Genomic DNA, 17,830 nt, shown 5'->3' with positions numbered 1-17,830 from the left:
GCGAAGGAGCCGGCATGACCGCGGACCCGCGGCGACCCCGCACCCCGACCGGCACGGTCGAGCGCACCGCCGGGCAGACGGACGTCGTCCTGCGACGGTCGTTCCGGGCCACGGCGGCCGACCTCTGGACGAGCATCAGCGAGCCCGCGGGGCTCGGCCCCTGGATCGGGACGTGGGACGGCGACCCGGCGTCAGGATCCGTCCTGTTCACCATGACCGCCGAGGGCGCCACCGAGGGCGAGGAGTGCCGCATCCTGCGCTGCGACCCTCCGCACCGGCTCACGGTCGACGCCGTCACCGGCGAGTCCGTCTGGCACCTCGACCTCGAGATCGTCGACGAGGCCGAGGGCAGCACGCTCGTCTTCCGTCAGACGCTGGGCCCCGACGACGACCCCGCGAACATCGGACCGGGGTGGGAGTACTACCTCGACCGGCTCGTGGCCGCCCGGTCGGGCCACGACGTGTCCGAGGTCGTGTGGGAGGAGTACTACCCGGTGCTCGCCGCGCACTACGGGGACGCGGGCGGGACCGGCTGACTCACGACTGGAGCGCGTCGTACTCCGCCTCGGCCGCGACGTCGTCCTCGACATCGAGGCGCAGGTGCGCGAGCGCGAGCTGCAGCACGCGCAGCGCGCTCGCGGCGCGCTCCCCCCACAGCGAGACGTACGAGAACTGCCACCACCACAGACCCTCGAGCTCACTGCCGCCGTCGTAGTGCTGGAGCCCCTTCGCGAGGCACTCGGCGACGCACGCGAGGTCGCCCGAGAGGGACGCGGCGCCGACCTCGGCACCCACGAGCGGGTCCGTGATCTCGGCGTAGTCGTCGAACCCGTCGAAGAGCTGGGAGAGCGCGGTCCGCAGCGGGTCGACGTCCGTGTCGCGGCCGGCGTCGGGCTCGAAGCGCTCGACCGGGACGACGTCGCCCATCGCGCCGAGACGCGCGCCCGCGGCGAGCGCGTCGGACAGGGCGAGCAGCAGCAGGGGCAGCACGGCCCCGGGTGCGGCCCCGGACGCGACCTGCGTCGCCGTCGTGAGGAACGCGCGCGCCTGCGCGGCCATGCCCTCGGCGATCTCCCGCAGGTCGGGGTCGTTCTCGATCTCCCCCATGCTGGTCACCCTCTCGTCAGCCGCCGACGAGGCGTCGGCCCTCGAACGCCCGGCCGAGCGTCACCTCGTCCGCGTACTCCAAGTCTCCCCCGACCGGCAGCCCGGACGCGAGGCGGGTCACGCGCAGGCCCATCGGGCCGAGCATGCGCGCGAGGTAGGTGGCCGTGGCCTCGCCCTCGACGTTCGGGTCGGTCGCGAGGATCACCTCGGTCACCTGGCCGTCGGCGAGTCGCGTCATGAGCTCGGCGATCCGCAGGTCCCCCGGGCCGACGTTCTCGATCGGGTTGATGGCGCCGCCGAGCACGTGGTAGCGCCCACGGAACTCGCGCGTGCGCTCGATCGCCACCACGTCCTTGGGCTCCTCGACGACGCAGATCACCTCGGGCGACCGGCGCGGGTCCGCGCAGATGCGGCACTGCTCGGACTCCGCGACGTTGCCGCACGTCTCGCAGAAGCGCACGCGCGCCTTCACCTCGGTGAGCGCGTCGGCCAGCCGGCGCACGTCCGCCGCATCGGCGGCGAGCAGGTGGAACGCGATGCGCTGCGCGCTCTTGGGCCCGACGCCGGGGAGTCGGCCGAGCTCGTCGATCAGGTCCTGGACAGCGCCTTCGTACACGCCCCCAGCCTACGGGGCGCGGCCCACATGCCAGGCCCGGCCCGCCGCCGTTCACGACCGGGGCGCGCGCGGCCACGCGCGACCCGCGACGATCAGCCCTGGTCCTGGATCTCCTCGATGATCTTGCCGTCGAGCAGGCTCACGACCAGCGCCGTCCCGACGAGCCCCGTCGAGACGATGTCGGGGTCGTCCGCGGACGGGAGGTCGTCCATCGGGTCGACGGTGGACGGCGCGTCCCGCCGGGCAGGTTGCTCGGCAGGCCGAGAGACGCGGGCCGTCGTGGCTGCAGCGATCGCCGCGCGCGCGGCAGAGACCCCACGCAGAGGCGCCCCCGACGCGTCCGTGGGGGCCGCGGCGGACGCCGTACGAGCAGGCGGCTCCTGTCGCGGCGGTGTCGCGGGCGTGACCGGGGCAGGGCTCGCGGGCGGGGCCGGGGCCTGCGTGCCCGTTCCTGGCGCGGCGGGCGTCCCGTGCACTTCCGGGGCGCGCTCGAGGACGGGCTCCGGCTCGGGGCCGTCGTCGAGGTCGGCCGGGGGCTCGGCGGGGGCGCCCGCGAGCCACGCCTCGTCCGCAGCATCGAGGCGGGGCGCACGCGCAGGCGCCGCTGCTCCGGCGAGCCATGCCTCGTCCGCGGCGTCGACGACCGGTCCGGAGGCGTCGTCACCGGCGGAGGCCTCGGCCGCGACGGGTCGCTCCTGCAGCGCGACGGCGCCGCGCGGCGCTGCCGCACCGGTGGTGTGCGCGGTCGGCGACGAGGACACGCCCGACGCCACGGCCCCGCTCGACACGCTGACCGACGCGAGCGGAACGCGCGCGCCACCCCCCGGGCCCGGCTCGGGACGAGACCCGCCGTGGCCCGGTGCCGCAGGGGCCGGGGCGGAGGACCCCGGAGCCGGGGTGGCGGGGCCCTGGGGCGTCTGACCACCACCGCCCGCACCGCCCTCGTCGAGGCGCGGCTCGACCCGCACCTGGAGCCCGAGCGTCTGGTAGACGACCTCCTGGACCGCGCTCGTGTGCCGCGAGGACGAGAAGGTCCGCGCGAGGCCCGGCGACGGGAACGCGAGGTAGAGCACGTCGGGGCCGAGCTCTGCCACCTGTGCGTTCGCGCTGACGAGGGACCACGTCACGGGGTTCGCCCGCAGGTTCTCGAGAACCTCGGGCCAGCGGCGCCGCAGCTCCTCGGTCGTGAGCCCCGGGCTCGCACCCCCGGACGGGCTGCCCGCCGCAGCCTGCGTCGGGACGGTCGCTCGGGGCATCTCGGCACCCGCCGGGTGCGCCGCCTCGTCGCGCGTCGAGGGCGCAGCGTCGTCCGCCGGGACCGGGCCTGCGTGGGCGACGGCAGGTCCGGCCGACTCGGCCGGACCGGTCTGCTCGGCCGGACCGGACTGCTCGGCGGGCTCGACCGGCGCGGCGGACTCGGTCCGCTCGACCGGCTCGGCGGACTCGGTCCGCTCGGACTGCGCCACGTGCTCGGTCCGCTCGACCCACGCGGCCTGCTCGGTCCGCTCGACCGGTGCTGCGGGCACCGTCTGCTCGGCGGGCGCGGCGGGCTCGGTCTGCTCAGCCGTGGGCTCCGTGGCCGGAGTGGGCACGGTGGGCGCAGCGGGCTCCCCGTGCGCGGGCACGTCGGCGACCGACGGCTGCGCCGCGGGCGCGGGCGGAGCGGGGCGGGTGGGCCGCAGCGCGGCGCGCACGGCGGCAGCACCGGTGAGCCCGGACGACGGCGACGCTGCGGCAGGGGCCTGCACGGCGCCGTCGGGCATCCCCGCGACGGGCGGTGTCCCCGCCCCCGACGGGGCGGCGGCCGGTGCGAGGGCGACCGTGCCGAGGCCCCCGCGCTCGAGGCGGTCGAGGCGCGCCGCGAAGCCGGCCGCACCGTCGTCGGCCCCGGGAAGGAGCAGCCTCGCCATGAGGAGCTCCAGGTGGAGTCGCGGCGAGGTGGCGCCCGTCATCTCGGTGAGTGCCGCGTTGACGAGGTCGGCCGCGCGCGACAGCTCGGCGACGCCGAGGTTCTGCGCCTGGGCACGCATGCGGGCGAGCTGGTCGGCGGGCTGGTCGCGCAGCACGGCCTGCGCCTCGTCGCCGGAGACCGCGATGACGATGAGGTCGCGCAGACGCTCGAGCACGTCCTCGACGAACCGCCGCGGCTCGTGCCCGGTCGCGATGACGTGGTCCACGACCCGGAAGATGCTCGCGCCGTCGCGCGCGGCGAGGGCGTCCACGACGTCGTCGAGCAGCGTCGCGTGCGTGAAGCCGAGCAGCGCGACGGCGCGCTCGTACTCCACGGCGCCCTGCTCCGCACCCGCGATGAGCTGGTCCATGACCGACAGCGAGTCGCGGACCGAGCCGCCCCCGGCGCGCGTGACGAGCGGCACGACGCCGCCGCCGATCGTCACGCCCTCCGCGGCGCACAGCTCCTCGAGGTACGGGCCGAGCACGTCCGGCGGGACGAGGCGGAACGGGTAGTGGTGCGTGCGGGACCGGATGGTGCCGATGACCTTGTCGGGCTCCGTCGTCGCGAACACGAACTTCACGTGCTCGGGCGGCTCCTCGACGAGCTTGAGCAGCGCGTTGAAGCCCTGCGGCGTCACCATGTGCGCCTCGTCGAGGATGAAGATCTTGTACCGGTCGCGCGCCGGGGCGAACGCGGCGCGCTCGCGCAGCTCGCGCGCGTCGTCGACACCGTTGTGCGACGCCGCGTCGATCTCCACGACGTCGAGGCTGCCCGGGCCCCCACGCGCGAGCTCGACGCACGACGGGCAGACGCCGCACGGGGTGTCGAGCGGGTTCTCCGGGGTGTTGCGCTCGCAGTTGAGCGTGCGCGCGAGGATGCGCGCGCTCGTCGTCTTGCCGCACCCGCGCGGCCCGGAGAAGAGGTAGGCGTGATTCACCCGACCGCTGCGCAGCGCCTGCATGAGCGGCGCGGTCACGTGGTCCTGACCGATCACCTCGGCGAAGGTCTCGGGCCGGTAGCGGCGGTACAGGGCGGTGCTCACCCCCGTCACTCTAGACGCCGGGACCCACACGCACGAGGTCGGTCCTCAGCGGTGCAGCGCCTTGCGCGCGAGCCAGTTGCCGAGGAGCTGCGCGACCTGCACGATCCCGATGATGACGAGGACCGTCACGACCACGACGCCCCAGTTGTAGCGCTGGTAGCCGTAGACGATCGCGAAGTTTCCGAGCCCGCCGCCGCCGATGATCCCGGCGATCGCCGACATGTCCAGCACGGCGATGAAGAGGAACGTGTACCCGAGGATGAGCGGCGCGAGCGCCTCGGGGACGAGCACCGTCGTGATGATGCGCCACGACGACGCGCCCATCGCGCGCGCCGCCTCGATGACGCCCGGGTCGATGCCCACGAGGTTCTGCTCGACGATGCGGCTCGTGCCGAACGCCGTCATCACCGACAGCGGGAAGATGAACGCCTCGGTGCCGAGCGTCGTCCCGACCACCTGGAGCGTCACCGGCCCCAGCAGCGTGACGAAGATGATGAACGGGATGGGCCGGACGATGTTGACGAGCACGTTGAGCACGCCGAACACCCAGCGGTTGTCGAGCAGGTTGCCGCGCCGCGTCACGTAGAGCGCGATGCCGAGCGCGAGGCCCGCCAGCCCGCCCGTGAGCAGCGCGACCGACACCATCTGGAGGGTCTGGCCGAAGGACTCGACGAGGATCGGCCACAGCCGCGACCAGTCGCTGTTCATCACTGGCCTCCGAGGTTGCCGTGGCGGAAGAGGGTTTCTCGGGCCGGGCCGTACGGGTCGCCCGGGTCGTCGGCGGCGGCGTCAGGCGCGTCCCCGCCGCCCGGGTCGGCGTCGAGGCGCGCGACGCGCGGGTCGTCGAGCGGCTGGGCCGCCGTCCCCAGGTCCACGACGTCGGCGCGCTCGGCGAGCGCGACGAGGAACGGCGCGATGCGGTCCTCCGGAGAGTCGAGCTCGACGGTGAGCGACCCGAACGGGCGCTCCCCGACCTCGGAGATGCCGCCGTAGACGACGGACCCGTCGACGTCGTGCTCGCGCAGCAGGCGGAACAGGTCCGTCCCGGTGCTCGCGCCCTCGCGCACGCCGACCGTCACGAGGCGACCGGGGTGACGCTCGCGCAGGCGGGCCAGCGTCTCGCGCGACGGGCGGTCGTGCAGCGCCGTCCCGACGAACCGCTGGGCGGCGTCGGCGCTCGGCGCGGAGAAGACGTCGTACACGTCGCCGGTCTCGACGACCTTGCCGTGCTCCATCACCGCGACGCGGTGGCACGTCGAGCGCACGACCTCCATCTCGTGCGTGATGACGACGATCGTGATGCCGAGCTCGGCGTTGACGCGCCGCAGGAGCGCGAGGACCTCGCGCGTCGTCTCGGGGTCGAGCGCGGACGTCGCCTCGTCGGCGAGGAGGATCGTCGGCTGCGCGGCGAGCGCACGGGCGATGCCGACGCGCTGCTTCTGCCCGCCCGAGAGCTGGCGCGGGTACGCCTTCGCCTTGTCCGCGAGGCCGACGAACGCGAGGAGCTCCGCGACGCGCGCGGCGCGCTTCTCGCGCGGCCAGCCCGCCACCTTGAGCGGGTACGCGACGTTCCCCGCGACCGTGCGCGACGACAGCAGGTTGAACTGCTGGAAGACCATGCCGATGCGCGAGCGCACCTCGCGCACGCGGCGCTCGGGCAGCCCGGTGATCACCTGGCCGTCGACGACGACCTCGCCGCTCGTCACGGTCTCGAGCGCGTTGACGAGCCGCACGAGTGTCGACTTTCCGGCGCCCGAGTAGCCGATGACGCCGAAGATCTCGCCGCGGCGGATGCTCAGCGAGACGTCGTCGACGGCGTGCACGGCGGCCTCGCCCTCGCCGAACGTCTTGCTCACGTGGCGCAGCTCGATCGCGGGCTGCTCGTCACCGCCCTCGTCGTGGGGGACGTCGGTCACGTCGGGTTCCTCTCGTCGGAGGCGGGGCCTCCGGGCTGGGGCGACCTGGCGCGCTGGGGTCGCCGAGCGCCTGGTCGGTGCTGCCTGTCGGGCTGTTCCGCTCGCCTGCCATCGTCCTCCCCCGGGCACGACGGCGCGCGAGGGCGGACGCGGCGTGCGCGCCCGCCCCCGCGCGTGCGGGTCAGGAGCTGCGGATGTCGTCCTCGATGCCGGCGAGGATCTCCTGGAGCTCGGCCGGCGTGTTCTCCTTGATGACGGCGGTGCCGCCCGACGCCTTCTTCTCGGCCTCGACGACCTCCGGCGAGTGGGAGAGCTCGGCGAGCTTGAGCAGCGTCTCGTCGTCCTTGTCCTCGGCCCGCGCGACCCACACGTTGATGTAGGGCTTCGCGGCGTCGGAGTCGGGGTCGTCCTGGAAGAGCGCGTCCTCGGGCTTGAGACCCGCGTCCTCGACGAAGTCGTTGTTGATGATCGACGCGTCCACGGACTGGAGCTGGATCGGCGTCTGCGCGGCGTCGACGGGCGTGACCGTCACCTTGGAGCTGGGCAGCACGTCGGCCTCGGTGGAGATGGAGCTCCCGCCGCCCTCGAGCTCGACCAGGCCGGCCTCCTGGAGCACGAGGAGCGCGCGGGCGAGGTTGGTCGGGTCGTTCGGGACGGCGACCTGGCCGCCGTCGGGGATCTCCTCGAGCGACGTGTGCTTCGACGAGTACAGGCCGAGCGGGTAGACGGCGGTCGCGCCGATGGGCTGGAGGTCGTCGCCCGCGTCGACGTTGTAGCCCGCGAGGAACTGCAGGTGCTGGAACTGGTTCACGTCGAGCTCGCCCTGGGACAGCGCCGGGTTCGCCTGCGTGTAGTCCTGGAGGTCGACGAGCTCGATCTCGATGCCCTCGGCCTCGGCCTGCTCCTGGAACACGGCCCACTTGTCGTCGGAGGCGCCGACGACGCCGACGCGGATCGGGTCGGCGGCGTCGCCGCTCGCGGCGCCGCCCGACGTGTCGTCACCGCCGCCGCAGGCCGTGAGGGTGAGGGCGGCCGTCGCGGCGATCGCGGTCCAGGTCAGACGCTTGCGGGTGGTCGAGAACGACATGGGGGTTCCTTCCGGTGGCGGCGGCGACGGTCGCGGGTGGCGACCGGCGCGGCCGGGGTGCAGGGACGGCCCTGCGAGGCGGTGGGGTTCGGGGTGCTTCCGGCGGGCCATCAGCCACGCGGCGAGCGGGGGCGGCGTCGTCAGGACGACGCGGCGGGTGCGGCGCAGGTCTCCCTGCGGGTCACGACGGCGTCAGCAGCCGCACATTCGCCCGGTGCGCACGCCACGACAGCACGACGTGCCGGCGCAGGACGCTGCGCGCGGTGCCGTGGTGACGACGTGGTTCCGGGCCATGCCGACATCATGGGCACGGCGGCACCCCGCACGCCAATCACCGGGCCCAATCGTCCACGATGCGGACGAAGAAATGACCGCATGCCGGGAATCCGGCTCCTGGAATCGGGACAGAGCGGGCATCGAGAGTCGCCCTCGCGCGCCGTCGGGCGGCCGGCGGGAGAGATCTGCGCCACATCCCGTGCTCACGCGCGGGCCGTCGCGACGAACTCCGACGCACCGTCGGCGGGCGGCTCGACCCGCATCGGCGGCATGTTCCGCACGACCAGCCAGAGGGGCACGATCGCGATGCACAGCGCGGGGATCAGCCGTGCGTCGTCGACCACCACGGCCGCCACGAACAGCGCGAGCCACCCGCTGCGGCTCACGACGACCACCGCCCCGAGGACCGCCGCCGACACGGCGACCGCGGCGGGGACGCTCGGCACGAGCGACGACGCCGCGAACCCGACCGCGACGCCGACGAACACCGTCGGGAAGATGCGCCCGCCCCGGAACCCCGCACCCGCCGCCACGACGAGCGCCGCGAGCTTCACCACGGCCAGGACGAGGATCGCCGTCCAGGTCATGTCGCCCGCCTCGCCGGAGAGCTCCTTCATCTCGTCCAGGCCCTTGAAGAGCGTGAGCGGACCGCCGAGCACGCCCAGCAGCCCGAGGACGAGCCCGCCCAGGCCGAGCGCGAGCACCGGGTGCCGCAGCCCGTGGAAGACCCGGTGGACGACCGGGAACGCAAGGACGGCGAGCAGCGTGAGCAGAGCCGCGACGACCGCCACGACCGCGGCGCTCAGCACGTCTCCGACGTGGACGCCCGGGTACGCGGGCAGGTCGATGGCGAAGGTCGGCGCCTCGAGGGCGACCATCGTCACGGCCCCCGCACCCGCCGCGACCAGGGGCCCGAAGAGCCGGTCGAACAGCGGGCCGGTGCGGTCGCCACCCTCGGCGAACGTCTCGGTGAGGACGAGCGCCGCTGCGAGCGGGGTCGCGAACATCGCCCCGATCGTGGCGGACATGGCCAGCCCGACGGCACCCTGCACCGGGACGCCCAGGCGCGGACGGCACAGGATCCAGGCCGTGAGGGCGACGTTGATCGCGATGATCGGGTTCTCCGGCCCGAGGCTGACGCCGCCCGCGAGGCCGAGGACGAGCGCGACCGCGAGCCCCGGCAGCGCGCGCAACGGGAGCGGGGCGACGACGAGGTCCGTCGTGGCGGGGTCCACTCCCGCGTGCCCCGGCGCCCAGCGGATCGTCGCGCCGACCAGCAGACCCGTGACCGTGAGCACGAGGACCGTCCACCAGGTCTCCGTCGTCGCCACGCCCCACGCTGCCGGCAGGCGGTCCCACACGAGGTCCTGGATCCAGGTCGCGAGCGCGGAGAGGGCGACCAGGGTCAGGGCGCACAGCACGCCGACCAGGAGCGCCGGGACGACCAGGCGCACCAGGTGCATCGTCGACAGCGGGCGCTGTTCCTCCCCGGTCACACGGGCAGAGAACCACGCCCGGACCGGCGCTGCACCTCGACCCGTCGGGGCGCTCGGCTCCCGGAGACGCGAAGGACCCCCCGCACACCCACCAGAGCTCACCTACCCTTGCTGCCTTCCGGCCCTGGGGGAGTTCGGCGAGATGATGCCGCACGAGGGGTCTGCGCCCACCCTAGCCCAGGTCGGCGCCCCACCTGAAACCCGCCTCCACCGGAGGCGATTCGGCCCGGGGGCCGCGGTCCGGTATCCTCGTTGCGCTGCCGCCGACGCGCCCCGAGCGTGGTCGGCGTCGCACCAGGAGGATTCGCCTAGTGGCCTATGGCGCACGCTTGGAAAGCGTGTTGGGTTAACAGCCCTCGGGGGTTCGAATCCCCCATCCTCCGCAGACCGAAGGGCCCGCCGCACTCGCGGCGGGCCCTTCGTCGTCCCCGCGCCTCCGCAGCCGTCCGGCACGTCGAACCCACCCGCCCCGAGCCAGTCCTCGGCACGGCCGCCGGGACCGAAAAGGCCCGTCGCACGAGTGCGACGGGCCTCTCGACGTCCCGACGGTCCGACGCGCCGGGACGTGGCGCCGGCGGTGCCGCCGACGGCTACCCCCCAGCCTACGGGTGTCAGGCCCGGAACGGCAGGGGTCTGACGCCCTCGGTGGCCGCGATCTCCGCGAGACGGCTCACACCGCGCACGTGCCGAGGGCGACCGACAGGGCGGTCCTCGTGGGTGGACGCGCGCTGAACAAGCGTTTAGTGTGTTGAACGTGCGTTCAGACCAGCCCTCGCCGACCGGGCGCGGCCGCCCCGCGCCGTCGGCTGCCGACGACCTCACGGCCCGCGCCCGCATCCGCGACGCCGCCATCTCGCGCTTCGCACGCGACGGGTTCGGCGCGCCCCTGCGCACCATCGCGGCCGACGCGGGCGTGAGCGCCGCGCTCGTCGTGCACCACTTCGGCTCGAAGGACGGGCTGCGGGCCGCGTGCGACGAGCACGTGCTGGAGATCGTCCGCACGTCGAAGCGGGAGGTCATGACGGACGTCGCCGGGGCCACCCCGATGTCCGCGTGGTTCGCCCGGGTGGACGACTACGCGCCCACCATCGGCTACGCCTTGCGCAGCCTCCAGGCCGGGGGCGAGCTCGCGCGCGCGTTCGTCGACCACCTGACGGCCGACACCGCCGAGTACATCCGGGAGTCGGTCGCGCTCGGCACGGCGCGCCCGAGCCGCGACGAGGAGGCCCGCGCCCGCTACCTCGTGCTCAGCTCGATGGGGACCCTCCTGCTCTGGCTCACCCTCGACTCCCCGGAGGAGCCGGGCGACCTCAGCACCTCGACCCGGAACTACCTCGACGACATCGCGCTGCCCGCGCTCGAGCTGTTCACCGAGGGGTTCCTCACCGACCGACGCATGCTCGACGAGTACCTCCTCTACGTCGGCGACCCGCCGCGCGGTCCTGCGGCACCCGCTCACGCGGACGACGCCGCACCACGAGACGAGCAGCCCCCGACCGAGGAGCAGACGTGACCACGACGACCACCACGACCAGCACGACCCCCGCCGGCACCCCCGCCGTCGAGATCCACGACCTGCGCAAGGCGTTCGGCCACGTGCAGGCGCTCGACGGCCTCGACCTCACCGTCCGCGCGGGCGAGGTCGCCGGGTTCCTCGGGCCGAACGGCGCGGGCAAGTCGACCACCATCCGCGTGCTGCTCGGGCTGCTGCGGCCCGACTCGGGGAGCGCCCGGCTGCTCGGCGGCGACCCCTGGCGCGACGCCGTCGACCTCCACCGACGCCTCGCCTACGTGCCGGGCGACGTGAACCTCTGGCCCAACCTCACCGGGGGCGAGGCGATCGACCTGCTCACCCGCCTGCGCGGGAGCGTCGACCCGCAGCGCAAGAAGCTGCTGCTCGACCGGTTCGAGCTCGACCCGTCCAAGAAGGCGCGCACCTACTCCAAGGGGAACCGGCAGAAGGTCGCGCTCGTCGCGGCGTTCGCGTCCGACGTCGAGCTGCTCGTCCTCGACGAGCCGACGTCCGGCCTCGACCCCCTCATGGAGTCGGTGTTCACGCAGTGCGTGCGCGAGGTCACCGCGGAGGGTCGGTCCGTCCTGCTCTCGAGCCACATCCTGGCCGAGGTCGAGAAGCTGTGCGACACCGTGACGATCATCCGCGCGGGCCGCACGGTGCAGTCCGGGACGCTCGCCGAGCTGCGGCACCTCACGCGCTCGTCGGTCACCGCCGTGACCGAGCGCGACCCGTCCGCGCTCGGCACGCTCGACGGCGTGCACGACCTCGTCGTCGAGCCCGGGGCGGACGGGGCACGGGCGCGGTTCGACGTCGACAACGACCACGTCGAGGTCGTCCTGCGCGCGCTCACCGACCTCGGGCTGCGCTCCGTCGCGGTCAACCCGCCCTCGCTCGAGGAGCTGTTCCTGCGCCACTACGGCGACGAGCTCGCCGTGCTCGACGGGGCGGGCGCGCTGTGAGCGCCCCCGGGACCGCCCGCACGGCGGCGCCACAGCGCGGACGGCGCACCGCCGTCGTCACCCCCGAGCCGCACCGGCGCGGGCGAGCGGCCACCGGCTGGGCCACGCTCCTCCGCTTCGCCCTGCGCCGAGACCGCGTCCGCATCCCCGTGTGGACCGCCTCGGTCGCGCTGCTGTTCGGGTACGCCGCGGTCGCGCTCGACACCCTCTACCCCACCGCGGCCGACCGGCAGGGGCGCGCGGCGCTCGTCTCGAGCCCCGCGGGCATCATGCTGTCCGGACCGCAGTACGGCATCGAGGACTACACGCTCGGCGCGATGATCGCGAACGAGATGGCTCTCACCGTCATCGTCGCCGTCGCGATCATGAGCATCTCGCTCGTCGTGCGGCACACCCGCGCCGAGGAGGAGACCGGCCGCGCCGAGCTCGTCCGGGCCGGGGTCGTCGGGCGCCACGCCCCCGCCACGGCGGCGTTCCTCGCGGCGCTCGTCGCGAACGCGGCCGTCGCGCTCGCGACGGGGGCCGTCCTCGCAGCCGCCGGTCTCGAGGTCGTCGACTCGTTCGCGCTCGGCGCCGCCGTGGGCGTGACCGGGCTCGTGTTCGCCGCCGTCGCGATCGTGACGAGCCAGGTCACCGAGCACGCGCGCGCCGCGAGCGGCCTCGCGCTCGCGGTGCTCGGCATCGCGTTCCTGCTGCGCGCGGTCGGCGACGTCCAGGAGGAGCACGGGAGCTGGGTCTCGTGGCTCTCCCCCATCGGGTGGGCGCAGCAGATCCGCGCGTTCGTCGACCTGCGCTGGTGGCCGCTCGGCCTCTCCGTCGCTCTCGTCGTGCTGCTCCTCGCCCTCGGCGCGGCGCTCGCGGCCCGGCGCGACCTCGGCGCCGGCCTCGTCCCGCCGCGCGCCGGGAGGCCCGACGCCGCCGCGTGGCTCGCGAGCCCGTTCGCCCTCGCGTGGCGCCAGCAGCGCGCGTCGGTGCTGGCCTGGGGCGTCGGGGTGGGTGTCACCGCGCTCGCGTGCGGGACGTTCGTCGACTCGGTGGGTGACATGGTCGCCGACAACCCCGACATCGCCGCCATGCTCGGCGACCCGACCGACCTCGTTGCCGGGTTCGTCGCGATCATGGCGCTGTTCCTCGGGCTCGGCGCGGGCGGGTTCGCGGTCGCGTCCGCCCAGCGGGCCCGCGGCGAGGAGACGGCGGGACGGCTCGAGCCCGTCCTCGCGACCGGGGTCGGGCGCGTGCGGTGGCTGGGTGCCCAGCTCGTCGTGACGCTGCTCGGGACGTCGGTGCTGCTCGCCGTGAGCGCGGTCGGGCTGTGGCTCGGCGCGCTGAGCGTCGGCGAGGACGCCTTCGGGTTCGGCGCCTACCTCGGCGCGTCCTTCGCCTACCTCCCGGCGGTCGCGGTCGTCACCGGGGTCGCCGTCGCGGCCTTCGGCTCGCGGCCCGGGCTCGCGGCGCTCGCGTGGGCGCTCCTCGCCTTCTCGTTCGTCGTGACGATGTTCGGCGCCCTGCTCGACCTGCCGTCGTGGGCGAGCGGCGTCTCGCCGTACTGGCACGTCCCGCAGCTCCCCGGGGCCGACGTCGAGCCGTGGCCGTTCGTCTGGCTCACGCTCCTCGCCGTCGGGCTCGTCGCGCTGGGTCTCGTGGGCTTCCGGCGCCGCGACGTCCCCCGGCCCTGACGGGAGTCCGTGGGGGCCGGCGGCTAGGCTCGACCCCACCTTTCCCGACCACGGAGGTGACGGTCATGTCCACGCCCGACCGGAGCGACGCGACGCGCTCGGCCAGGGCCGCTCTGCACGAGTGGGTCGCCGCGATCCCGACCCCGGACGGCGCCCGGGCGCCCGGCGACGCGGCGGGGCTCGACCCCCGCACGTGGGTCGCGGCGCTCGCGCTCGAAGGGACGTGGCTGGGCCTCTACCAGGACGCGTACGCCCTCACCGAGGGCGAGTGGGAGGGTCTGCTCGGCGACCTCTCCCGGTACGCGGACGTGCGCCCGCCGGCGAGCGCCGTCGTCTTCCGCGACGTGGACCTCGACGAGGACCCGTTCCGCGACGACGAGCGCCCGCTCGTGGACGCCGTCCTGCGGGTCGCGCTCGAGGAGGGGGTCGAGAACGTCACGCTCGCCGCGGTCGCCCGCCGCTGCGAGCGCAGCGAGTCGACGCTGCGCTCGATGTTCGGCGACGCGGAGACGCTCGTCGACGACGTCGCGCTCGAGGTCCTGCAGTCCGGGTTCGACGACCTCTCGCCGCTACGTCTCGACCCGTCGCGCGCGGCGGTCGGGGCGTCGGTCGCGGCGCTCGACGACTCGCGCAAGGCCGCCGCTCTCCTGCGCCTGTACGCGCTGGGCGGGGTCGCGCGCGACGATGTCCCGGAGGGGCAGCACGCGGTGCACGCGCTCGTGCTGCGCGCGTGGCGTGACGAGGGCGCGCCGTCGTCGCTCGTGCTCGCCGCGCTCGCGTGCGACGGCTGGCGCGCGGGCGAGCTCCAGCGCGCGCTGCTGTTCCCGCCCGCGCTGCCGGGCGCCGTCGTGCGCGAGCTCGCGCGCCTGGTCGACGACGCGGCGGGTCACTCCTCGAACCGGTAGCCGATCCCGGGGCTCGTGATGAGGTGCCGGGGCGCGGCGGGGTCGTCCTCGAGCTTGCGGCGCAGCTGCGCGAGGTAGACCCGCAGGTAGTGGGTGTCCCGGGTGGCGGTCGGGCCCCACACCTCGCGCAGCAGGTGCTCGCGCTCGACGACGCGGCCCCGCTGCGCGACGAGGATCTCGAGGAGCGCCCACTCGGTGGGGCTGAGCCGCACCTCGGCCCCGCGCCGCAGGAGGCGGCGTCGCGCGAGGTCGATGTGCAGGTCGCCCGCCTCGACGACGGCGGTCCCGTCCCGGGCGGCACCGGCCGACCTCCGCACGGCGGCCCGCAGCCGGGCCATGAGCTCGGGCATCGCGAAGGGCTTGGTGACGTAGTCGTCGGCCCCGGCGTCGAGCGCGTCGACCTTGTCGTCGCCGAGGTGGCGGGCCGAGAGCACGACGATCGGCACCGCGCTCCAGGCCCGGACGGCACGGATGACGTCGAACCCGCTGAGGTCGGGCAGGCCGAGGTCGAGCAGCACGACGTCGGGTGCGCCCGTCGCGACGACATCGATACCCGCCTCGCCCGACGTGGCGGTGCTGACCTTCCAGCCGTGGGTGCGCAGCGTGATCGCGATCGCGCGCAGGAGGCCGGGGTCGTCGTCGACGACGAGCACGTGGTGGGTCGCCGGGTCCTCGCTCACGCGTGCTCCTCCCGCTCGGTGCGTGCCGGGTCGCGCGGCGGCGCGACGGGGACTGTCAGGACCATGGTGAGCCCTCCGCCCGGGGTGTCCTCGGGGACGAGGGTCGCCCCGACGGCGCGGGCGAAGCCCCGGGCGACGGCGAGCCCGAGCCCGACGCCGTGCCCGCCCGCGTCGCCGAGCCGCTGGAACGACTCGAACATGCGCTCCTTGGCCGTGTCGGGCACGCCGGGTCCGCGGTCCACGACCCGCACCTCGACGATGCCGCCCGACGCGGACGCCCGGACCGTGACGGGGTCCCCGGGCGGCGCGAACCGCACCGCGTTGGCGACGACGTTCGCGACGACGCGCTCCAGCAGGCCGGGGTCGGTGCGTACGAGCGGGAGGTCCTCGGGCACGTCGAGCGCGACGCGCGCGCCGTGCGGCTCGACCGCGACCGGGACGACCTCTTCGAGCGACACGTCGCGCAGCACGGGCGCCACGGAGCCGGTCTGCAGGCGCGAGAGGTCGAGCAGGTTGTCGATGAGCTGTTCGAGCCGCTCCGTCTCGGAGGCCGCGGTCTCGACGAGCGCCGTGCGGTCCTGCGGCTCCAGGACCGCCTGGGGAGAGCGGAGCCCGTCGACGGCGGCACGGATCGCGGCGAGCGGGGTGCGCAGGTCGTGCGAGACCGCGGCGAGCAGGGCCGTGCGGGTCGCGTCGGTCTCGGCGAGCACGGCGGCGCGCGCCGCCTCCTCGCGGAGCCGGCGGTACTCGAGCACGATGCCCGCCTGCGCGCCGAACGCCTCCAGCACCTGCCGGTCCCCGGCCGGCAGGGGGCGGCCGTCGAGGACGAGACGGCGGTCGTCGTCGACGCTGACCACGGTCCGGGTCTCCTCGCCGGTCCCCGGTCCGCGCCGACCGCGGGTCCCGGCGGGTGCCGGGGCGACCTCGACGGCGCGGTCGGCCACGGCGATCGTCGCCCAGTCGCGCGCCCGACCGTCCGTGCGCGCCCGCTCCTCGAGCGCGACGCGCCGGAGCTGGAAGGTCTCGGCGAGGCGGGCGACGACCGCTCCGGCGGTGTCCTCCCCGGACAGCACGGACCGGGACAGCGCGGCGAGCGTCGACGCCTCGGCCCGCGCGCGGGAGGCCTGCACGGTCCGCCGGGCCGAGAGGTCGACCACGGACGCGACGGCGGCGGCGACGAGCACGAACACGAGCAGCGCGAGGAGGTTCTCCGGGTCGGCGACGGTGAGCAGCCCGGTGGGCGGCGTGAAGAACCAGTTGAGGCACAGGAACGAGACGACGGCGCAGGCCAGCGCGGGCCACATGCCGCCGACGAGCGCGACGCCGACCGACAGCGCGAGGAAGAGCATGACCTGGGTCGACAGCCCGACGCTCTCCCGGGCGGCGTCGAGCAGTGCTGTGAGGGCGACCGGAGCCGCGACGGCGAGGACGAACCCCACGACGCGGCGCCGGACCGACAACGGGCTCCAGCCACGCCGCGCGACCCGACCCGAGCGCGCCCGCTCGTGGGTCACGAGGTGCACGTCGAGCGAGCCCGAGAGCCGGGCGATCTCCGCGCTCGTCGAGCCGAGGAACGCCTCGCGCCACCGCGAGCGCCGGGACACGCCGACGACGACCATCGTCGCGTTGGCGCCGTGCGCGAAGTCGACGACGGCCGACGCGACGTCCTCCCCGACGACGGTGTGGAACGTGCCACCGAGGGACTCGACGAGCGCGCGGTCCGTCGCGATGGCCGCGGGCGAGGCGGTGGGCAGCCCGTCGGTCGCGAGCACGTGCACGGCGAGCAGCTCCGACCCCGCGGCCCGCTCGGCGATGCGGGCGCCGCGGCGCAGCAGCGTCGCGCTCTCGGGCCCGCCGGTCACCGCGACGACGACGCGCTCGCGCGCCGGCCACGTCCCGGAGATCGCGTGGTCGGCGCGGTACCGGGTGAGGGCGTCGTCCACGCGGTCCGCGAGCCACAGGAGCGCGAGCTCGCGCAGCGCCGTGAGGTTGCCCTCGCGGAAGTACGAGGACAGCGACGCGTCGATCTGCTCGGCCCGGTACACGTTCCCGTGCGCGAGCCGCCGCCGCAGCGCCTGCGGCGAGAGGTCGACGAGCTGGATCTGGTCGGCCTCGCGCACCACGTGGTCGGGGACGGTCTCACGCTGGCGGACGCCCGTGATCGCCTCGACGTCCTCCGTGAGCGACTCCAGGTGCTGCACGTTGACCGTGGTCACGACATCGATCCCGGCGTCCAGCAGGTCGTGCACGTCCTGCCACCGCTTGGCGTGGCGCGAGCCGGGCGCGTTGGTGTGCGCGAGCTCGTCGACGAGCGCGACGTCCGGGTCGCGCGCGACCACGGCGTCGACGTCGAGCTCGGTGAGCTCGACGCCCCGGTGCCCGACCGCACGACGCGGCACGACCTCGAGGTCGCCGACCTTCGCCGCGGTCGCGGCCCGGCCGTGCGTCTCGACGAGACCCACCACGACGTCGGTCCCGCGGGACCGGCGTCGCAGGGCCTCGTCGAGCATCGCGAACGTCTTGCCGACGCCGGGTGCGGCGCCGAGGTAGACCGTCAGCCTCCCCCGGCGCCGCCCGTCAGGCGTGTCCGCACTCATGCG

Annotated in this window: 14 protein-coding genes, 1 tRNA gene and 1 other RNA gene; 6 read left to right on the top strand and 10 right to left on the bottom strand. The window is 74.9% G+C overall.

What is annotated here, in order from left to right; translation table 11 throughout:
• Nucleotides 1-14: 14 nt before the first annotated feature.
• Nucleotides 15-536 carry an SRPBCC domain-containing protein gene (locus tag FIC82_RS05240; RefSeq protein WP_154797828.1) on the top strand — a complete coding sequence of 174 codons (522 nt, stop codon included), beginning with the start codon at nucleotides 15-17 and terminating at the stop codon, nucleotides 534-536.
• Between the two features lies 1 nt (nucleotide 537).
• Here the strand turns inward: FIC82_RS05240 and FIC82_RS05235 are convergent, their stop codons facing one another.
• The 8 genes from FIC82_RS05235 to ffs all read right to left on the bottom strand — a co-directional run bounded on the left by FIC82_RS05235 (nucleotide 538) and on the right by ffs (nucleotide 9,659).
• Nucleotides 538-1,107, bottom strand: coding sequence for a DUF5063 domain-containing protein (locus FIC82_RS05235; protein WP_154797827.1), 570 nt, complete (start codon nucleotides 1,105-1,107; stop codon nucleotides 538-540).
• Nucleotides 1,108-1,123: 16 nt separating this feature from the next.
• On the bottom strand, nucleotides 1,124-1,723 hold the full coding sequence (gene recR, locus FIC82_RS05230; RefSeq protein WP_168731509.1) for a recombination mediator RecR: 600 nt from the start codon (nucleotides 1,721-1,723) through the stop codon (nucleotides 1,124-1,126).
• Between the two features lie 92 nt (nucleotides 1,724-1,815).
• Nucleotides 1,816-4,719, bottom strand: a complete 2,904-nt coding sequence (locus FIC82_RS05225) for a DNA polymerase III subunit gamma and tau (protein WP_168731508.1) — start codon at nucleotides 4,717-4,719, stop codon at nucleotides 1,816-1,818.
• A gap of 45 nt (nucleotides 4,720-4,764) precedes the next feature.
• Complete coding sequence (locus FIC82_RS05220; protein ID WP_154797826.1) at nucleotides 4,765-5,427, bottom strand: methionine ABC transporter permease; 663 nt, start codon at nucleotides 5,425-5,427, stop codon at nucleotides 4,765-4,767.
• Entirely contained in the window at nucleotides 5,427-6,635 is a 1,209-nt protein-coding gene (locus FIC82_RS05215; RefSeq protein ID WP_168731507.1) for a methionine ABC transporter ATP-binding protein, read from the bottom strand. Before FIC82_RS05215 ends, FIC82_RS05220 begins: the two co-directional genes overlap by 1 nt.
• 181 nt (nucleotides 6,636-6,816) lie before the next feature.
• Nucleotides 6,817-7,722 carry a MetQ/NlpA family ABC transporter substrate-binding protein gene (locus FIC82_RS05210; RefSeq protein ID WP_154797825.1) on the bottom strand — a complete coding sequence of 302 codons (906 nt, stop codon included), beginning with the start codon at nucleotides 7,720-7,722 and terminating at the stop codon, nucleotides 6,817-6,819.
• A gap of 479 nt (nucleotides 7,723-8,201) precedes the next feature.
• The gene (locus tag FIC82_RS05205) at nucleotides 8,202-9,494 is read right to left on the bottom strand and encodes an ion channel protein (protein WP_253691476.1); all 1,293 of its coding nucleotides are present in this window, start codon (nucleotides 9,492-9,494) and stop codon (nucleotides 8,202-8,204) included.
• 68 nt (nucleotides 9,495-9,562) lie between these two features.
• Nucleotides 9,563-9,659: signal recognition particle sRNA small type (gene ffs / locus FIC82_RS05200), an RNA gene on the bottom strand.
• A gap of 132 nt (nucleotides 9,660-9,791) precedes the next feature.
• Between ffs and FIC82_RS05195 the strand changes: the two genes are divergently transcribed.
• The 5 genes from FIC82_RS05195 to FIC82_RS05175 all read left to right on the top strand — a co-directional run bounded on the left by FIC82_RS05195 (nucleotide 9,792) and on the right by FIC82_RS05175 (nucleotide 14,550).
• A tRNA-Ser gene (locus tag FIC82_RS05195) sits at nucleotides 9,792-9,877 on the top strand.
• A 371-nt stretch (nucleotides 9,878-10,248) separates the two neighbouring features.
• Complete coding sequence (locus FIC82_RS05190; protein ID WP_168731506.1) at nucleotides 10,249-11,007, top strand: TetR/AcrR family transcriptional regulator; 759 nt, start codon at nucleotides 10,249-10,251, stop codon at nucleotides 11,005-11,007.
• A complete protein-coding gene (locus FIC82_RS05185; protein WP_168731505.1) occupies nucleotides 11,004-11,969 on the top strand; it encodes an ABC transporter ATP-binding protein in 966 nt (321 codons plus the stop codon). The genes FIC82_RS05190 and FIC82_RS05185 overlap by 4 nt, the downstream gene beginning before the upstream one ends.
• A complete protein-coding gene (locus FIC82_RS05180; protein WP_154797823.1) occupies nucleotides 11,966-13,645 on the top strand; it encodes an ABC transporter permease in 1,680 nt (559 codons plus the stop codon). Before FIC82_RS05185 ends, FIC82_RS05180 begins: the two co-directional genes overlap by 4 nt.
• Before the next feature lie 65 nt (nucleotides 13,646-13,710).
• Complete coding sequence (locus tag FIC82_RS05175) at nucleotides 13,711-14,550, top strand: hypothetical protein (protein WP_154797822.1); 840 nt, start codon at nucleotides 13,711-13,713, stop codon at nucleotides 14,548-14,550.
• Here the strand turns inward: FIC82_RS05175 and FIC82_RS05170 are convergent.
• Together FIC82_RS05170 and FIC82_RS05165 are read right to left on the bottom strand one after the other, a co-directional pair.
• A complete protein-coding gene (locus FIC82_RS05170; RefSeq protein ID WP_253691473.1) occupies nucleotides 14,532-15,230 on the bottom strand; it encodes a response regulator in 699 nt (232 codons plus the stop codon). The genes FIC82_RS05175 and FIC82_RS05170 overlap by 19 nt on opposite strands.
• Nucleotides 15,227-17,827: a DUF4118 domain-containing protein gene (locus tag FIC82_RS05165; RefSeq protein ID WP_154797821.1), complete on the bottom strand. Its 2,601-nt coding sequence runs from the start codon at nucleotides 17,825-17,827 to the stop codon at nucleotides 15,227-15,229. The genes FIC82_RS05170 and FIC82_RS05165 overlap by 4 nt, the downstream gene beginning before the upstream one ends.
• Between the last annotated feature and the right edge of the window lie 3 nt (nucleotides 17,828-17,830).

Source organism: Cellulosimicrobium protaetiae (assembly GCF_009708005.2).
Lineage (GTDB): Bacteria > Actinomycetota > Actinomycetes > Actinomycetales > Cellulomonadaceae > Cellulosimicrobium > Cellulosimicrobium protaetiae.
This window is presented reverse-complemented; position numbering and strand designations above follow the sequence as displayed.